Genomic DNA, 16,037 nt, shown 5'->3' on the forward strand with positions numbered 1-16,037 from the left:
TACGGCTGCGACGCCGCCGACGCGGGAGCGCCGCCGGTCACGTGCTCACCCGCTTCGGTGCGGTCGGCTGGGCAACATCCGGGGCCCGGAGGTAGCGCGCCCGGTCGTCGGCGAACGGGACCCCGGCGGCGAGGCGCCGCGCCGCGAGGCGCACGAGCGCGGCGCTGGGGATCCGCTCCGGCCACACCTCGGTGGGCACAGACTCGTAGTCGGCGCGGGCCACCAGCCCCGGGCCGGAGCTGCGAATCGGGATCCCGGCCCAGTCAAGCCCGGAGTACTCGGTGACGAAGAGTTCGCGGCGGCGCGCGTCCTGCACCACGCGGACCCCGGCGGTCGCGCCCTGCTCGAGCGTCTCAAGCGCCACGGCCTCGTGCCCCTCGAGCGGCAGCAGCGGGACCCCCCTGCCGAGCGCGAAGGCGTGGGCGGCCGCGATGCCGACCCGCAGTCCAGTAAAGGGCCCCGGGCCGACACCGGCGACCACTCCAGAGACGCGGTCGGGTGCAATGCCGCTCTCGCCGAAGACGGCGGCGAGTAGCCCGCCGATCGCCTCTGCGTGGCCGCGCGGGTCATCGCTCGCGGCCACCCACGTCTGCCCGTCGGCGCCGAGCGCCACCGTGGTCCCGATCGCGGTGTCGATCGCGAGCAGCACGTGTGCCCCGAGTTCCGGGGCGTCGCCCATCGTCAGTGTCACAGCGTCTCCTCCGCCCAGCGGGGTCCGGTCCCCGTGATCGTCACGCGGCGCGCTTCGACGGGGGCCTCAGACCAGTCAATGTCTTCTGCTTCGGTGTCGCCGGCGGGCGCTGCGTCGCCGAGCGGCCGTTCGATCACGAGCTCAAGCCACGAGCCGCGGGTGTCAACGAGTCCTGCACCCCACTCCGCAACCACCACTGAGCGCTCGAAGTCGAGATCGAGGTCGTCGAGTTCGCCGGCGTCCGCGAGGCGGTACGCGTCGACGTGCACGAGCGGTGCCCCACCCACGAGTGACGGGTGCGTGCGCGCGAGCACGAACGTGGGGCTCTGCACGGGCCCGCGAACACCCAGCCCCTCTCCGATACCGCGGGTGAGGGTGGTCTTTCCCGCTCCGAGCGGCCCCGTGAGAATCACGAGGTCGCCCGCTCGCAGCACACGGCCGAGCCGCACCCCGAGCGCGTGCATCGCGTCGGGGTCGGCAATCTCGTGCACGCTCACGACCGGGTTCGGTGCGGTCACGCGGCGTCTCCGTCGACGGGGACGCGCAGCACGCGTGGGCCGATGCTCGCGATGATCTCGTAGTTGATCGTGCGCATGAGCCCCGACCAGATCTCGACGGGCGGGTACCCGCGCTCGGGGTCACCGAACAGCACCACGGGATCGCCCAGTTTCAACCGACCGGCGAGCGGGCCGACATCGATGATGAACTGGTCCATGCCGATCCGGCCAACGATCGGGCGCGGCTCCCCGGCGACGGTGACCCAGGCGCCGGCGCCGTTGAGCGCGCGCGGCATCCCGTCGGCGTAGCCGATCGGCACGAGGGCGAGCGTGGTCGGCGTCTCGCACACGTGGTTGAAGCCGTACGACACCCCGGTTCCCGCGGGGACACCGCGCAGGGCGACGATCTCAGAGCGCAGCGTCATGGCCGGGATCAGCCCGAGCTGCGCGGAGGTCTTGTCAGCGAAGGGGCTGAGTCCGTACGCGGCGACGCCCACGCGCACCGCGTTGTAGTGCAGGTGGGGTGAGCGCAGCGTGGCGGCGCTCGCGGCGAGGTGCTGCAGCTCCGGCTCAACGCCGGCGGCCCGCAGGCCGGCGATCGCCTCGTCGAAGCGCGCTGCCTGGAGCCGGTCGTTCTCGTCGCCGGCGTTTGCGAGGTGGCTGAAGATGCCGCGCACGCGCACGGTTCCGGCCGCTTCGAGCTCCGCGGCGCGGGCGAACAGCTCGTCCCACGCACCCGGCGACGCTCCGTTGCGGCTCAGGCCGGTGTCGACCTTCAGGTGCAGCGTGGCGCGCTTGCCGAGCTGCGCTGCGGCGTCCGCGAGCTTGTTCAGCTGATCGAGGTCGCTGATCCCGAGCTCAATGTCTGCGCCGACCGCATCGGCGAAGTCGGCCCGCACGCCGTGCAACCAGCACAGGATCGGACCGTCGATCCCGGACTCCCGCAGCGCGAGCGCCTCCTCAAGGTCTGCGGTGCCGATGATCGTGGCACCTGCCTCAAGCGCGGCGGCGGCGACGATCGCGGCGCCGTGGCCGTACCCCCCGGCCTTCACCACGACGATCACCGCGCCCCCGGTGAGCTCGCGCACCCGCGCGACGTTGTGGCGGATCGCCGGCAGCGAAATCTCCGCGACGCGCATCGAACCTGTCCTCATTGCTGCCCCGTTCCGTCGTCCGTCGCTTCCGTTCGAGCGTACTCCGCACCCGCGCGCCGCTCCACGATCACGAACGCCGTCGCGACACCCGCGTCGTGCGTCATCGACAGGTGCGTCTCGTGGGCGCCCCGGGCAGCGAGCGCGGCGGCGAGGCCGGGAGTCGGCGCAAAGCTCGGTGCGCGATCCACGCCGCGCACCACGTCGAGGTCCTGCCAGCTCACGCCGTCGGAACCGCCGAGCGCTTTGATGAGCGCTTCCTTGGCTGCGAAGCGCGCGGCCAAGGAGGCGACCCGCAGCTCCCGCTCGGCGGGCGTGAAGAGCCGCTCGCGCAGCGCGGGTACCCGCTCGAGCTGGCGCTCGAAGCGCGCGATGTCGACCGTGTCGACGCCGATCCCAATGATCATCTCTCTCGCCCCGTCAGCTGCTCACCCCGGCCCGCACCGCGAGCCGGGGCCACGCCCGATCCGCCGACTATTCGACCGTCACCGACTTCGCGAGGTTGCGCGGCTGGTCGACGTCGAGACCCTTGGCGGTTGAGAGCTCGAGCGCGAACCACTGCAGCGGGACCACCTGCAGCAGCGGCTCGAACAGCGCGTCGGCGAGCGGCAGACGGATCACGTCGTCGGCGTAGGGCAGCACCGAGGTGTCACCCTTCTCCACGACCGCGATTACGCGCGCCCCGCGCGCACGGATCTCCTGAATGTTCGACACGATCTTCGAGTGCATCAGCGGCGCGGTACGCGGGCTGGGCACGAGCACGAACACCGGCTGACCGTGATCGATCAGCGCGATCGGGCCGTGCTTCAGCTCGCCGGCGGCAAAGCCCTCCGCGTGGATGTACGCGATCTCCTTGAGCTTCAGCGCGCCCTCAAGCGCGATCGGGTATCCGACGTGCCGGCCGAGGAACAGTACCGAGCGGGTGTCCGCCATCCAGTGCGCGAGCTGTGCGATCTGATCGTGCGTCTCCACGGCCTCGCGCACCTTCTCGGGAAGCGTCTCGAACTGGGCCACCGCCGCGGCCGAGTCCTCGGGAGCAAGCGTCTCGCGCACGCGGCCGAGGTGCAGGCCGATGAGGTAGAGCGCCGTGATCTGCGCGATAAACGCCTTGGTCGATGCGACCGCGACCTCCGGGCCGGCGTGCGTGTACACCGCGGCGTCTGACTCGCGCGGGATCGTGGCGCTCTGCGTGTTGCACACCGAGACCGTCTTCACGCCGCGCTCGATCGCGTACTTCACAGCCATGAGCGTGTCCATCGTCTCGCCGGACTGGCTCACCGAGATCACCATGGTGCGGTCCGACAGCACCGGGTCGCGGTAGCGGAACTCGTGGCTCAGCTGCACCTCGACCGGGATCCGGGCCCACTGCTCGATCGCGTACGCGCCCACCTGGCCGGCGTACGAGGCTGTACCGCAGGCGATGATGATGATGCGGTCGATGCCGCGCAGCACGTCGTCACCGAGCGCTTCGAGCTCGGGGATCACCACGTGGTCGCCCTCGATCCGGCCGCGCACCGTGTTTGCGACGGCCTCGGGCTGCTCGTTGATCTCCTTCGCCATGAACGACGACCAGCCGCCCTTGTCGGCCGCCTCGGCGTCCCACTCGACCTCGAACTCGCGGTACTCGACGGGCGCGCCCGCGAAGTCAGTGACGCGCACGCCGTCCGGCGTGATGATCGCGATGTTGTCCTCGTTCACGGCGACCGCGCGCCGGGTGAACGACACGAACGCGGCCACGTCGGAGCCGAGGAAGTTCTCCCCGTCGCCGAGCCCCACAACCAGCGGCGAGTGGTGCCGGGCCGCGACGATCTTGCCCGGCTCGTCGCGGTGCGTTGCGAGCAGCGTGAACGTGCCGTGCAGGCGCGGGACCACCGCGCGGAACGCGGCCTCCAGATCGCCGAGGCGCGCGAACTCGCGGCCAAGGATCCCGGCGACCACCTCGGTGTCGGTCTCGCTCTCAAGCGTGACTCCCGCGGCCTCCAGCTCGGCGCGCAGCTCGGCGAAGTTCTCGACGATCCCGTTGTGGATCAGCGCGAGCTTGCCGTTGTCTCCGAGGTGCGGGTGCGCATTCGCATCAGTGGGCCCACCGTGGGTGGCCCAGCGCGTGTGGCCGATGCCGGTGTGGCCCTCGCCCACCGGGCTCTCGGAGAGCAACTCTTCGAGCCGCGCGAGCTTCCCGGAGCGTTTCCGCACCGTGAGGTCTCCCGCTTCGTCAACGACGGCGATACCCGCCGAGTCGTAGCCGCGGTACTCCAACCGCCGCAGTCCATTAATGAGCACGTCGACCGTATCATTCGGGCCAACATATCCGACGATTCCGCACATGCACCCCAGTTTAGTGGCACCATGGATGCACAATGGCCGAGATCCCTGTACCCAAGACTCCCCGCCCCCGCGCAACCCGCGTCATCGCAGACGCAGGCGGTGGCTCATCAGACGTTCACAGCGTCAGCACCGACACTCACACCCTGATTCGCCCGGAGTTCACCTCCCCGTTCATCGAGATCGACCGCGACGAGTGGGCGCGACTCGCCGGCGAAACGCCGATGCCGCTCACGGAGGACGAAGTCGAGGCGTTCCGGGGCCTCGGCGAACCCCTCGACCTCGCCGAGGTGTCGGAGGTGTACCGGCCGCTCAGCCGCCTGATCAACCAGTACGCGATCGCGGCGCGCGAGATGCACCAGCGCACGCGCGGCTTCCTCAAGCGCAACGGGGAGCGGCAGAGCCCGTTCGTGATCGGGATCGCCGGTTCCGTCGCCGTGGGCAAGTCGACGGTAGCCCGCATCCTCCGCGACCTGCTCGCACGCTGGCCGGAGACGCCGCAGGTCGAGCTCGTCACCACCGACGGGTTCCTGTACCCGAACGCCGAGCTTGAGCGGCGCGGTATTGCGCACCGCAAGGGCTTCCCGGAGTCCTACGATCGGCGCGCGTTGCTGCGCTTCGTGTCGCAGGTGAAGGCCGGAGTCGCCGAGGTCACCGTGCCGCACTACAGCCACCTGCTCTACGACATCGTCCCGGGCGAGCACACGATCGTGCGCCAGCCCGACATCCTGATTGTCGAGGGCCTCAACGTGCTGCAGCCGGCCTCCATGGAGCACCCGCTCGCCGTCAGCGACCTGTTCGATTTCTCGGTGTACGTCGACGCGCGCACCTCGGACATTCACAAGTGGTACCGCAACCGCTTCCTCCGCCTGCGCGAGCACGCGTTCGCGGACCCGAACTCACACTTCCGGCGCTTCGCCGGGCTCGATGACGAGGTCGCTTCGGCGCTCGCCGACGAGTACTGGGTCAACATCAACGAGCCGAACCTGGTCGACAACATCCGGCCCACGCGGGCGCGCGCCACGCTCGTGCTCCGCAAGGAGGCGAACCACCGCGTACAGAAGGTGCTCCTGCGCAAGCTCTAGGCGGAGCCGGGGCGCGGCGACGCGCCGTCACCCGCGGCACCTGGGCGCCGCCCGGACGGCGCGCGCTCAGTCCCGCGCGGCGCGCGTTCAGTCCCCGCGGTGCGCGCTCAGTCCCGCGCGGCGCGCCGGGATCGGGCACCAACCAGCGCCGCAAGCCCCAGGACGCCGCACAGCGGGCGGTACCACCGGTTGTCGAGGTCCCTAAACCGCTGCTTCGCTGGCGGCAGCCCCAGCACCGCGAGTGCCACGTCTCCCCCGAGCGCACCGCGCGCCAACAGCGCCACACCGGTGAGCCGGCGCGCGCGGACCGCGAGGCGGGCCTCCCCGCCGATGCCCGCAGCAACACCGCCGGCGAGTACCGCGGCACCCGCGACCACGGCGCACGCGCGGGGCCCGGGCAGCGCATCAGCGTTCCCCACCACCGCCTCGGCCAGGCGCCCGCGACTCCGAGCCGGCCAGTGCGAGCCCGTCGCCCACAGGGCGTGCACGGCTCCCACCGCCCCGAGGCCGATCCCACTGATGCTGCGTGCGGTCTTCGTGAGCGTCGTCATGGCCTCAAACTACTCGCTTCATCGCGCCCCGCCAAGCACGCCACCGCGCTTCGCTGCGCAGTGCCGCTCATGCAAGTGGGGCGGCCCCGGGATCCCGGAACCGCCCCATCCATCGTGCGTCTGTTAGACCGCGAGCCGTTCTTTGACAATCGCCGCGAGATCGTCGGCCAGCTTCTGAGCCTGCTCAACGTGCTCTGCCTCGACCATCACGCGCACCACCGGCTCGGTGCCCGAGGGGCGCAGGAGCACGCGCCCCTGACCACCGAGGGCCACCTCCACCTGGTGCACCGCCTGCTGCAGCACCGCGTCGCCCGCAACGCCGGCGCGGTCGACTCCGCGCACGTTGACGAGCACCTGCGGGTAGACGGTCATGCAGCTGGCAAGCTCCGCGAGCGTCTTTCCCGAGCGCACCATTTCTGCGGCGATGTGCAGTCCGGTCAGGATGCCGTCGCCGGTCGTGGCGTGATCGCTCATGATCACGTGCCCAGACTGCTCGCCGCCGAGCGAGTACCCGTGCGCGTTGATCGCCTCGAGCACGTAGCGATCGCCCACGCCGGTCTCGACCACGTCGATTCCGTTGTCTGCCATTGCGAGCTTGAGGCCGAGGTTCGACATGACGGTCGCCACGAGCGTGTTCTGCTCGAGCTTGCCCCGCGCGGACATCGAGAGCGCGAGGATCGCCATGATGCGGTCCCCGTCAACAACGTTGCCGTCCGCATCGACCGCGAGGCAGCGATCGGCGTCGCCGTCGTGGGCGATGCCGAGGTCTGCGCCGTGCTCACGCACAGCCGCAATCAGCGGCTCAAGGTGCGTGGACCCCACGCCGTCGTTGATATTGAAGCCGTCCGGGTCGTTGCCGATCACGGTGACCTTGGCCCCGGCGTCGGTGAAGACGTCGGGCGAGATCCCCGCTGCAGCGCCGTGCGCGCAGTCGAGCACCACGTGGATGCCGTCGAGCCGGAGCCCCTCGAGCGTGCCGAGCAGGTGCACGAGGTAGCGGTCCTCGGCGTCCGCGAACCGGCGGATTCGCCCGACCTCGCGGCCGGTGACCGCGATCGTGGGGCGGTCAAGCGCAGCCTCGATCGCGTCCTCGATGTCGTCGGCGAGCTTGCGCCCGCCCTCGGCGAAGAACTTGATTCCGTTGTCCGCGGCGGGGTTGTGGGAGGCGGACACCATCACGCCGAAATCGGCTCCGGTGTCGGCAACCAGGTACGCGGCTGCGGGGGTCGGGATCACTCCGGCGTCGAGTACGTCAACGCCGGCGGAGGCGAGCCCGGCAGCGACGGCTGCCGAGATGAACTCTCCGGAAACCCGGGGATCGCGGGCGATGACCGCGATAGCACGACGGCTCTCGCTCCGGGCAGAACGCCCGAGAACGAGAGCCGCAGCGTCGGCGAGGTTCAGGGCCAGCTCGGCGGTCACATCGACCCCGGCTAGACCCCGAACCCCGTCCGTGCCAAACAGGCGTCCCATAGGGAAACGGCCTCTGCTTAGCGCTTCGAGTACTGAGGCGCCTTGCGGGCCTTCTTGAGACCGGCCTTCTTGCGCTCCTTGATGCGAGCGTCGCGGCTCAGGAAGCCGGCCTTCTTCAGCGTCGGGCGGTTGTGCTCGGCGTCGATCTCGTTGAGCGCGCGGGCGATCGCGAGGCGCAGCGCGCCGGCCTGGCCCGAGGGGCCGCCGCCGACGATGCGAGCGATCACGTCGTACGAGCCGTTGAGCTCAAGCGCCGTGAACGGATCGGTGATGAGCTGCTGGTGCAGCTTGTTGGGGAAGTACTCGGCGAGCTCACGACCGTTGACGGTCATGGTGCCAGCGCCGGGGATGAGGCGCACGCGAGCGATTGCCTGCTTGCGACGGCCGACGGCTGCACCGGGAACGGTGAGCGCGGGGCGCGGCGCGGTTGCGGTCGCCTGCGATGCGGGCGTCTCGGTGGTGTAGCTCTCGGTGGCCACGGTCTGCTCTTCAGTCACTGTGAAGTCTCTCTCTGAATGTCTCGTTGGCGCGCGTTACTGCGCGACCTGGCCGAAGGTGTAGGGGGTGGGCTGCTGAGCAGCGTGGGGGTGCGCGGCACCCTTGTAGACCTTCAGCTTGCGGAACAGGTCAGCACCGAGGGAGTTCTTCGGCAGCATGCCGCGGATCGCCTTCTCAACGGCGCGCTCGGGGTTCTTGTCGAGCAGCTCCGTGTAGCTCATCGAGCGGAGGCCGCCCGGGTAGCCCGAGTGACGGTATGCCTTCTTCTTCTCCGCCTTATTGCCCGTGAGGACGACCTTGTCGGCGTTGATGATGATGACGTAGTCGCCCATGTCCATGTGGGGGGCGAAGGTGGTCTTGTGCTTGCCGCGGAGCAGCGCTGCTGCGTGCGAGGCGAGGCGGCCGAGAACCACGTCGGTGGCGTCGATGACGAGCCAGTCGTGCTTCTGCTCAGCTGCCTTCGGTGAATACGTGCGAGTCACTATCGTGCTGCTTTCTGTCGAATTGGAGGTGTTCGCGAATCCCACTCCGTGTCCGGTCCCTTTCGGGTGCTCGGGCGGTGGAGGGCTCAACAAATCGGATGCTTTCGCACCAAAGACCTACTTTAGCACAGCGGAGCGGGTCAATCGTCGAGCGCGCCCCGCCGAGCCCGTGTCTGCGCCGCGCGCGCGGCGAGGTCGGCATCGGCGGGGTACGCAATCTCCTCGAGGGAGAGTCCGTGCGCTGGCATCACCGTGAACCGGCTTGAGCGCGCGCGCGCGTCACGCAGTGCGACAAGCTCCGACTGCGCGATCCGGCCGCTCCCCACGGCCACGACGGCTCCGACGATCGCGCGCACCATCGAGTGGCAGAACGCGTCGGCCTCGATCCTGGCCGCGTACGCCCCGTCCTCCGTCACGCGCCACTCGAAGCAGAGCAGCTCCCTGACCGCCGTCGCGCCCTCCCGGGCTTTGCAGAACGTGGTGAAGTCGTTGAGCCCGAGCAGCTCGTCCGCGGCGCGCTGCATCGCGCCGAGATCGAGCGGGTGGGCGACATCCGCGGTGAAGCGGGCCGCGAGTGGGTCCCTGCGCGCCGCCCCGTCGCGCAGCCGGTACTCGTAGCGGCGGCGCAGCGCAGAGAACCGCGCGTCAAACTCAGCGGGCACCTCGCGTACCCCGTGCACCGCGATGTCCGGGGCGCTGCGCTTCAGCACGCCGTTCAACCGCCTGGCCCGAACGGCCGCGAGCTCGTCGGCTGCGCCGCGGGCCGCGCCGGACGCACTCGCGGTCCCATCGCCCACACGCCCAGTCCACTTGTCGAGCTGCGCGGCCGTGACGTCGAGGTGGGCGACCTGGCCGCGGGCGTGCACGCCCGCATCGGTGCGACCGCCGACCGTGAGCCGCGGGTCACCCGCGCGCAGCAGCACCCCGAGCGCGGCTTCAAGCTCGCCCTGCACCGTGCGCAGGCCCGGCTGCACCGCCCAGCCAGAAAACTCGGTCCCGTCGTAGGCGAGGTCGAGGCGGAGACGGCGCGCGGCCGGGTGGGGATCGGTACTCACCCCTCGATCCTGCCAGATCATTCGGGCCCGGCGCACGCTTCCTCGATCCCGCGTAGACTGGTCCTCGGGCCCGCAGGAGTCTGCGCCCCGAAAGCTTCTCAATGGCCTCACACACCTCCCTCTCCCACTCCCGTCCTGCGCGCTTCGGAGGACTCGACGGGCTCCGCGCGATCGCCGTGGGGCTCGTGCTCGTGTATCACCTGTTCCCGCGCGCGCTTCCGGGCGGCTTCCTCGGCGTCGACGTGTTCTTCGCGATCAGCGGGTTCCTCATCACTTCGCTCCTGCTGCGGGAAGTGGAGTTGCGCGGCGGGATCCGGCTTGGTGCATTCTGGCGGCGCCGCGCCCGACGGCTCCTGCCCGCGCTGGGCCTCGTGCTGCTCGTGAGCACCGCGCTTGCCCTCCTCGCCGGCGGGGACCTGCTCGTGGGGATCGGCCGGCAGATCGCCGGGACGGCGTTCTTCGTAAGCAACTGGGTGTTCATTGCCCAGGGCGCCGACTACTTCGCGCGCGATACCCCGGAGCTATTCCGCAACACGTGGTCGCTGTCGATCGAGGAGCAGTTCTACATCGTGCTCCCGCTGCTCGTGCTCGCCCTGCTGAAGCTCCGCGGCCGGAGCACGCGCGCGGTGCCGCTCGTGCTACTCGGCGTCGCCTCAGCCGCGCTCATGGCCGAGCTGTCGCTGCAGGGGGCCGATCCCACACGCGTGTACTTCGGTTCAGACACGCACACCTTCGGTCTGCTCTTGGGCGCGGCGATGGCGGTGCTGCTCCACCCGCGCCCGGGCACGGCTCCCGCTGGGCCCCCCGGCCGGGCGCAGCAGCTCCTGTACGGCGCGCTCGCGCTCGCCGGACTCGCGACGCTTACCTGGCTGGCCTTCACGCTGCCCGAGGGCAGCCCGCAGAGTTTCCAGGGCGGGTTCCAGCTGGCCATCGTCGCGGCCCTGCTGCTGGTCGGCGCGGTGACCCGGCCCGGCGCCGTCATTGGACGGGCGCTCGATGTGCAGCCACTGCGGTGGATCGGCGAGCGCTCGTACGGGATCTATCTCTGGCACTGGCCGCTGCTCCTCATTTCCTCGGCCGCACTGGGGGCTACCCGCCCCGTCACGGTTGCCGCCGTGACACTCATCGCGACGCTCGCCGCGGCCGCCGCCTCATACCGCTTCGTGGAGCAGCCGGTGCGAAAGCTCGGGCTTCGGCGCTCCCTCAGGTTGCTCGTGCGCCCCGCGACGCAGACGCGCCGCCAGCGCGCGGTGGCGATCACGCTCGGCGCTCTGCTCCTCGTGGCAGTTCCCGCCGGGACCTACGCTGTGATCTCAGCGCCCGCGCAGACCACCGCCGCCGACGCGATTGCGCGTGGCCAGGCGGCGCTCGATCGGGCGTCGGAGACCGATCCGGCCGACGGTCAGAGCGGCGGCGAGGATCCGAGCGACGCGGCCGCACCGCGCGCGACAGACCCGCCCGAGGCAACGCCTCAGAAGGCCCCACCGCCGCTGCCGGAGGGGCCCGAGATCAGCGCCGTGGGTGACTCGGTGATGCTCGCCAGCCTACCCGAGCTCGAAGAGGTCTTCCCGGGCATCGCGGTCGACGCTGCAGTGTCGCGGGGCATGGGTGTGGGGATTGAGCTCGCCGCTGAGTGGGCCGGAGCAGGAACGCTGCGGCAGGTGCTCGTGGTGGGTCTCGGCACGAACGGGCCAATCGATCCGACCGAGCTCGACGAGATGCGAGCCGCGGCGGGGAACCGTCCAATTGTGCTCGTCAATGCGCACGCGGATCGCGACTGGATCCCCGGGGTGAACGAGGAACTGACCCGGTTCGCGGACGCGCACCGGGGGGTGGTGGTCGCGGACTGGACGGGCGCCGTCGCCGACGTCCCAGACGCGCTCGCGGGCGACGACATCCACCCGAACCCCAGCGGCGGGGAGATCTACGCAGCGTCCGTGCAGCGGGCCATCGCGGCGCTGCAGGAGCCCGGAGAGGCGCTCGGCTTCGAGGTGCCGCGCCGCTAGCCCGTGGCCCCGGGCCGCACCCACGCGGCGGCCCGCGGCCGGGTGCGGGCCGGGTGGGGTCGGGTGGGGCCGCTCCCCCACACCGGAACACCGCGCAGTGCGTCCGTGCGAGTCCGCCACCCCGCACACAGCACTGCGCCCCGCCGATCCGAAGATCAGCGGGGCGCAGTGCTGTGCGGGAGGGGCCTTACTCGGCCTTCTCCTCGGCAGCTGCCTCAGCGGCCTCTGCGGGAGCCTCGACGGTCTCGACGGTCTCCTCAGCGGGAGCCTCTTCGACCTTCTCGGCCTTCGGCTCAGCCTTGGCGGGCTTTGCCTTCGGTGCGACGGGCTCGAGCACGAGCTCAATCACGGCCATCGGAGCACGGTCACCCTTGCGGTACCCGGTCTTGACGATGCGGGTGTAGCCACCCTCACGGTTCTCGACGAGGGGTGCGATCTCGGTGAAGAGCTCGTGGATGACCGACTTGTCGGTGATCTGGCGCATCGCGCGGCGACGTGCGGCGAGGTCGCCGCGCTTCGCGAACGTGACGAGACGCTCGGCGACGGGCTGCAGGCGCTTCGCCTTCGTCTCCGTGGTCTGGATGCGCTTGTGCTCGAAGAGCTGCGCAGCCATCTGGTTGAGCATCATGCGCTCGTGTGCGGGGCCGCCTCCGAGGCGGGCGCCCTTCGTGGGCTTCGGCATTCTTTACTCCAGTGGATATACGATCGGGCCGGGTTACGACGGATCGTGAGTTAGTTGTTGTCGTCTTCGTAGCTGTAGAACTGTGCACCGTCGAAGCCGGGCACTGCATCCTTCAGCGACAGCCCCATCTCGGTGAGCTTGTCGCGCACCTCGAAGACGGACTTCTGACCGAAGTTGCGGATGTTCATGAGCTGGGCCTCGGAGAGCGCAACCAGCTCGCTCACCGTGTTGATGCCCTCGCGCTTGAGGCAGTTGTAGCTACGCACCGAAAGGTCGAGATCCTCGATCGGGATCGAAAGCTCGCCCTCCGTGACCACCTCGACCGGCGCGGGGCCGATCTCGACGCCCTCGGCGGCGGTGTTCAGCTCGCGTGCAAGCCCGAAGAGCTCGACAAGCGTCGAACCAGCCGACGCGATCGCGTCGCGGGGGCTGATCGCGGGCTTCGACTCGACGTCGACGACCAGGCGGTCGAAGTCGGTGCGCTCACCGGCACGCGTGGCTTCCACGCGGTAGGTGACCTTGAGCACCGGCGAGTAGATCGAATCCACGGGGATCCGGCCGACCTCGGCGTCTTCGTTGCGGTTCTGCGCGGCCGAGACGTAGCCGCGGCCACGCTCGATCGTCAGCTCAAGCTCGAACTGAGCCGAATCGCTCAGCGTCGCGATGACGAGCTCGGGGTTGTGCACCTCGACTCCCGCGGGTGCGGAGATGTCGGCTGCAGTCACCTCGCCAGCGCCGGTCTTCCGCAGGTACGCGGTGATCGGCTCGTCGTGCTCGCTCGAGACAACGAGATCCTTGATGTTCAGGATGATCTCGGTGACGTCCTCGGTCACGCCCGCAATGGTCGTGAACTCGTGAGCGACGCCCTCGAAGCGAACGCTGGTGACTGCCGCGCCGGGGATCGACGAGAGCAGCGTGCGGCGCAGTGAGTTGCCGAGCGTGTAGCCGAAGCCGGGCTCAAGCGGTTCGATCGCGAAGCGCGAACGGTGCTCGGAGATCGATTCTTCGGTGAGTGTGGGTCGCTGTGCAATGAGCAAGGTGTGTGGTCCTTTCGCTGGAGTCCGCTATATGACTCATGCGGTATCGGGAATGAGGGTGTGGCCTCTGTGCACCCGGGGCTCTAACAAGAGCCGCGGCGCCTTCCCGGGGCGACCGGCGAACCGATCGCCCCGGGAACCAGCGAATGCTCTTTAGACGCGACGACGCTTCGGCGGGCGGCAGCCGTTGTGGGTCTGCGGGGTGACGTCGTTGATCGACCCCACCTCGAGGCCTGCGGCCTGCAGCGAGCGAATCGCGGTCTCGCGTCCCGAGCCGGGGCCCTTCACGAAGACGTCAACCTTCTTCATGCCGTGCTCCTGCGCCTTGCGCGCAGCCGACTCGGCCGCGAGCTGCGCCGCGAACGGCGTGGACTTGCGCGAGCCCTTGAAGCCGACGCCACCGGAGGAGGCCCAGCTGATCACGGCACCCGTGGTGTCGGTGATCGAAACGATCGTGTTGTTGAACGTGGACTTGATGTGGGCCTGACCCACGACCACGTTCTTCTTGTCCTTGCGACGCGGCTTGCGGGCCGCCGTCTTTGGTGCTGCCATTACGAATTCTCCTGAAAAGCTCTGTGTGCTGGTCGGGTTGACCGGCTATTACTTCTTCTTGCCGGCGACGGTGCGCTTCGGGCCCTTGCGGGTACGAGCGTTCGTCTTGGTGCGCTGACCATGCACAGGCAGGCCCTTGCGGTGACGGATGCCCTGGTAGCTGCCGATCTCAACCTTGCGGCGGATGTCAGCGGCCACCTCACGGCGGAGGTCACCCTCAACCTTGAAGTTGCCTTCGATGTAGTCGCGAAGGGCAACGAGCTGATCGTCGCTCAGGTCCTTCACACGGATGTTTCCGTCGATTTCGGTGTCGGCGAGTGCCTTCAGCGCGCTGGTGCGGCCGACCCCGTAGATGTAAGTGAGTGCGATCTCAACGCGCTTGTCGCGTGGGATGTCTACTCCGGCGAGACGTGCCATGTGTGGCTCTCCTTGCGGTAGTGGAGGTATGTTGCGCATCGGGGGTTCGGGCCTCCACCCCGAGGTGTCCCCCGCTCCGTGGAGCAGGTTCTTCGATGCGCTGGATCAGTTACTGCGGTGTTGTGCTCTGCGAGTCCGCTGAGCGACAGGGACTAGCCCTGGCGCTGCTTGTGGCGCGGGTTGCTCTTGCAGATCACCATGACGCGGCCGTGACGACGGATGACCTTGCAGTGATCGCAGATCGGCTTGACGCTGGGCTTTACCTTCATGATGTTTCCTTTATGGAGTTCGCTGTCCTCGTGCGGCCGGGATGCCGACCGCCGTTACTTTCCAGCGACCTACTTGTAGCGGTAGACGATGCGGCCGCGCGTCAGATCGTAGGGCGTCAGCTCCACGATCACGCGGTCTCCGGGGAGAATGCGGATGTAGTGCTGGCGCATCTTGCCCGAGATGTGCGCGAGAACCTTGTGTCCATTGGTCAGCTCAACGCGGAACATCGCGTTGGGCAGAGCCTCGACAACCTGTCCCTCGATCTCGATGACGCCGTCTTTTTTCGCCATAGCCTCACTATCGCTCGCGTAGGTATCTACTGGTCTTGCGAATGCGAAACGCCCGCTTTCGCGAACGCGAAAACAGGCGCAAAGCACCAAAGATCAAGCGTACTCGCCGATCCCCGGTTTGTAAAGCGGAGACGCTAGGGAATTGGAACCGGTGTCACACCGAGCGGAACCAGGCCGCTCGCCCCGCCGTCCGCCGCGGTGAGGACCCAGATGCCCCCAGCGTGCACGGCGACCGTGTGCTCCCACTGCGCGCTCGGCGAGCCGTCCGCAATGGTGACGGTCCAGTCGTCGTCCTGGACGACCGTTTCGATGGTGCCGGCCGAGATGATCGGCTCAATCGCCACCACGAGTCCGGGTTTCACCTCGGGCCCGCGCCCGCGAACGGGCACGTTGAAGACGGGCGGGTCCTCGTGCATGCTGCGGCCGATGCCGTGACCAATGTAGTCCTCAAGCACGCCGTAGTCGGAGTTGGCGCGCACGTACGACGACACGGCCTCCCCCACCTCATTGAGGTGGGACGCAGTCGCGAGCCGGGCGATCCCGCGCCACATCGCCTGCTCGGTGACGTCGCTGAGCTTCTGGCGAGCCGCGGTGCGCTCGGCGTCCGCGTGGTCCGGGAGCGCCACCGTGAACGCGGTGTCGCTGTGCCAGCCGTCAATCACGGCGCCCACGTCGAGAGCCACAACGTCCCCGGGTTCGAGGGGCCGGTCAGTGGGAATCGCGTGCACCACGTGCTCGTTCACGTTCGCGCAGATCGTGTGCTCGTATCCGGGTTCGAGCATGAAGTTGGGGGCTCCACCGTGCGCGCGGATCACCTCCTCGGCGATCGCATCGAGCTCGAGCGGCGTGATGCCCGGGCGCACCGCCTCGCGCATCGCCGCGATCGCGGCGGCGCCGGCGAGGCCGGGCGCCACCATCAACCGCAGCTGTGCCGGCGACTTGTAGATCGAACGGCGCAGCAACCCCCGTCGTGCCACG

The 16,037-nt window shown here is 69.2% G+C and carries 19 protein-coding genes; 2 read left to right on the top strand and 17 right to left on the bottom strand.

All coding sequences use genetic code 11. The features are described 5' to 3' along the window. Positions 1–37: 37 nt before the first annotated feature. From tsaB to glmS, 5 genes are all read right to left on the bottom strand, one after another. Positions 38–691 (bottom strand): tRNA (adenosine(37)-N6)-threonylcarbamoyltransferase complex dimerization subunit type 1 TsaB, encoded by a 654-nt coding sequence (gene tsaB / locus EV139_RS07215; RefSeq protein WP_241988986.1) that lies wholly within the window; start codon positions 689–691, stop codon positions 38–40. Then, positions 688–1,155, bottom strand: a complete 468-nt coding sequence (gene tsaE / locus EV139_RS07220) for a tRNA (adenosine(37)-N6)-threonylcarbamoyltransferase complex ATPase subunit type 1 TsaE (RefSeq protein ID WP_130454009.1) — start codon at positions 1,153–1,155, stop codon at positions 688–690. Before tsaE ends, tsaB begins: the two co-directional genes overlap by 4 nt. A gap of 50 nt (positions 1,156–1,205) precedes the next feature. Continuing rightward, a complete protein-coding gene (gene alr, locus EV139_RS07225) occupies positions 1,206–2,327 on the bottom strand; it encodes an alanine racemase (protein WP_130453665.1) in 1,122 nt (373 codons plus the stop codon). An 11-nt stretch (positions 2,328–2,338) separates the two neighbouring features. Continuing rightward, positions 2,339–2,746, bottom strand: a complete 408-nt coding sequence (locus EV139_RS07230) for a holo-ACP synthase (protein WP_130453666.1) — start codon at positions 2,744–2,746, stop codon at positions 2,339–2,341. A gap of 67 nt (positions 2,747–2,813) precedes the next feature. Continuing rightward, a complete protein-coding gene (gene glmS / locus EV139_RS07235) occupies positions 2,814–4,664 on the bottom strand; it encodes a glutamine--fructose-6-phosphate transaminase (isomerizing) (protein WP_130453667.1) in 1,851 nt (616 codons plus the stop codon). Positions 4,665–4,696: 32 nt separating this feature from the next. Between glmS and coaA the strand changes: the two genes are divergently transcribed. Next, positions 4,697–5,746 (top strand): type I pantothenate kinase, encoded by a 1,050-nt coding sequence (gene coaA / locus EV139_RS07240; RefSeq protein ID WP_130453668.1) that lies wholly within the window; start codon positions 4,697–4,699, stop codon positions 5,744–5,746. Positions 5,747–5,853: 107 nt separating this feature from the next. On the opposite strand, the gene EV139_RS07245 is transcribed toward coaA, so the two are convergent. From EV139_RS07245 to truA, 5 genes are all read right to left on the bottom strand, one after another. After that, complete coding sequence (locus EV139_RS07245; protein ID WP_130453669.1) at positions 5,854–6,297, bottom strand: DUF3995 domain-containing protein; 444 nt, start codon at positions 6,295–6,297, stop codon at positions 5,854–5,856. Positions 6,298–6,420: 123 nt separating this feature from the next. Further along, entirely contained in the window at positions 6,421–7,770 is a 1,350-nt protein-coding gene (gene glmM / locus EV139_RS07250; protein WP_130453670.1) for a phosphoglucosamine mutase, read from the bottom strand. 17 nt (positions 7,771–7,787) lie between these two features. Continuing rightward, positions 7,788–8,267, bottom strand: a complete 480-nt coding sequence (gene rpsI, locus EV139_RS07255; RefSeq protein WP_130453671.1) for a 30S ribosomal protein S9 — start codon at positions 8,265–8,267, stop codon at positions 7,788–7,790. A 36-nt stretch (positions 8,268–8,303) separates the two neighbouring features. Further along, positions 8,304–8,750: a 50S ribosomal protein L13 gene (rplM, locus tag EV139_RS07260; protein ID WP_130453672.1), complete on the bottom strand. Its 447-nt coding sequence runs from the start codon at positions 8,748–8,750 to the stop codon at positions 8,304–8,306. A gap of 140 nt (positions 8,751–8,890) precedes the next feature. Beyond that, a complete protein-coding gene (gene truA / locus EV139_RS07265) occupies positions 8,891–9,805 on the bottom strand; it encodes a tRNA pseudouridine(38-40) synthase TruA (protein ID WP_241988987.1) in 915 nt (304 codons plus the stop codon). A 101-nt stretch (positions 9,806–9,906) separates the two neighbouring features. Between truA and EV139_RS07270 the strand changes: the two genes are divergently transcribed. Continuing rightward, entirely contained in the window at positions 9,907–11,811 is a 1,905-nt protein-coding gene (locus EV139_RS07270) for an acyltransferase family protein (protein ID WP_130453673.1), read from the top strand. Between the two features lie 187 nt (positions 11,812–11,998). Here EV139_RS07270 and rplQ read toward each other — a convergent pair whose 3' ends face one another. The 7 genes from rplQ to map form a co-directional block, all read right to left on the bottom strand. Next, on the bottom strand, positions 11,999–12,493 hold the full coding sequence (rplQ, locus tag EV139_RS07275; RefSeq protein ID WP_130453674.1) for a 50S ribosomal protein L17: 495 nt from the start codon (positions 12,491–12,493) through the stop codon (positions 11,999–12,001). A gap of 50 nt (positions 12,494–12,543) precedes the next feature. Further along, entirely contained in the window at positions 12,544–13,530 is a 987-nt protein-coding gene (locus EV139_RS07280) for a DNA-directed RNA polymerase subunit alpha (RefSeq protein ID WP_130453675.1), read from the bottom strand. Positions 13,531–13,683: 153 nt separating this feature from the next. After that, positions 13,684–14,082 carry a 30S ribosomal protein S11 gene (gene rpsK / locus EV139_RS07285; RefSeq protein ID WP_025133724.1) on the bottom strand — a complete coding sequence of 133 codons (399 nt, stop codon included), beginning with the start codon at positions 14,080–14,082 and terminating at the stop codon, positions 13,684–13,686. Between the two features lie 48 nt (positions 14,083–14,130). After that, positions 14,131–14,499 carry a 30S ribosomal protein S13 gene (gene rpsM / locus EV139_RS07290; protein ID WP_130453676.1) on the bottom strand — a complete coding sequence of 123 codons (369 nt, stop codon included), beginning with the start codon at positions 14,497–14,499 and terminating at the stop codon, positions 14,131–14,133. 152 nt (positions 14,500–14,651) lie between these two features. After that, positions 14,652–14,768, bottom strand: a complete 117-nt coding sequence (gene rpmJ, locus EV139_RS07295; RefSeq protein ID WP_017885303.1) for a 50S ribosomal protein L36 — start codon at positions 14,766–14,768, stop codon at positions 14,652–14,654. 69 nt (positions 14,769–14,837) lie between these two features. Continuing rightward, the gene (gene infA / locus EV139_RS07300; RefSeq protein ID WP_025133723.1) at positions 14,838–15,059 is read right to left on the bottom strand and encodes a translation initiation factor IF-1; all 222 of its coding nucleotides are present in this window, start codon (positions 15,057–15,059) and stop codon (positions 14,838–14,840) included. A 134-nt stretch (positions 15,060–15,193) separates the two neighbouring features. Further along, positions 15,194–16,036: a type I methionyl aminopeptidase gene (gene map / locus EV139_RS07305; protein ID WP_130453677.1), complete on the bottom strand. Its 843-nt coding sequence runs from the start codon at positions 16,034–16,036 to the stop codon at positions 15,194–15,196. Between the last annotated feature and the right edge of the window lies 1 nt (position 16,037).

Origin of the sequence: Leucobacter luti, from assembly GCF_004217175.1 — a bacterium.
GTDB lineage: Bacteria > Actinomycetota > Actinomycetes > Actinomycetales > Microbacteriaceae > Leucobacter > Leucobacter luti.

Bases quoted from the DNA above. Each gene is read 5' to 3' on its own strand.
- coaA (WP_130453668.1), top strand. From the start codon at position 4,697: ATGGCCGAGATCCCTGTACCCAAGACTCCCCGCCCCCGCGCAACCCGC.
- rpmJ (WP_017885303.1), bottom strand. From the start codon at position 14,768: ATGAAGGTAAAGCCCAGCGTCAAGCCGATCTGCGATCACTGCAAGGTC.
- glmS (WP_130453667.1), bottom strand. From the start codon at position 4,664: ATGTGCGGAATCGTCGGATATGTTGGCCCGAATGATACGGTCGACGTG.
- alr (WP_130453665.1), bottom strand. From the start codon at position 2,327: ATGCGCGTCGCGGAGATTTCGCTGCCGGCGATCCGCCACAACGTCGCG.
- rpsM (WP_130453676.1), bottom strand. From the start codon at position 14,499: ATGGCACGTCTCGCCGGAGTAGACATCCCACGCGACAAGCGCGTTGAG.
- infA (WP_025133723.1), bottom strand. From the start codon at position 15,059: ATGGCGAAAAAAGACGGCGTCATCGAGATCGAGGGACAGGTTGTCGAG.
- EV139_RS07270 (WP_130453673.1), top strand. From the start codon at position 9,907: ATGGCCTCACACACCTCCCTCTCCCACTCCCGTCCTGCGCGCTTCGGA.
- tsaE (WP_130454009.1), bottom strand. From the start codon at position 1,155: ATGCACGCGCTCGGGGTGCGGCTCGGCCGTGTGCTGCGAGCGGGCGAC.
- EV139_RS07245 (WP_130453669.1), bottom strand. From the start codon at position 6,297: ATGACGACGCTCACGAAGACCGCACGCAGCATCAGTGGGATCGGCCTC.
- rplQ (WP_130453674.1), bottom strand. From the start codon at position 12,493: ATGCCGAAGCCCACGAAGGGCGCCCGCCTCGGAGGCGGCCCCGCACAC.
- glmM (WP_130453670.1), bottom strand. From the start codon at position 7,770: ATGGGACGCCTGTTTGGCACGGACGGGGTTCGGGGTCTAGCCGGGGTC.
- rpsK (WP_025133724.1), bottom strand. From the start codon at position 14,082: ATGGCAGCACCAAAGACGGCGGCCCGCAAGCCGCGTCGCAAGGACAAG.
- EV139_RS07230 (WP_130453666.1), bottom strand. From the start codon at position 2,746: ATGATCATTGGGATCGGCGTCGACACGGTCGACATCGCGCGCTTCGAG.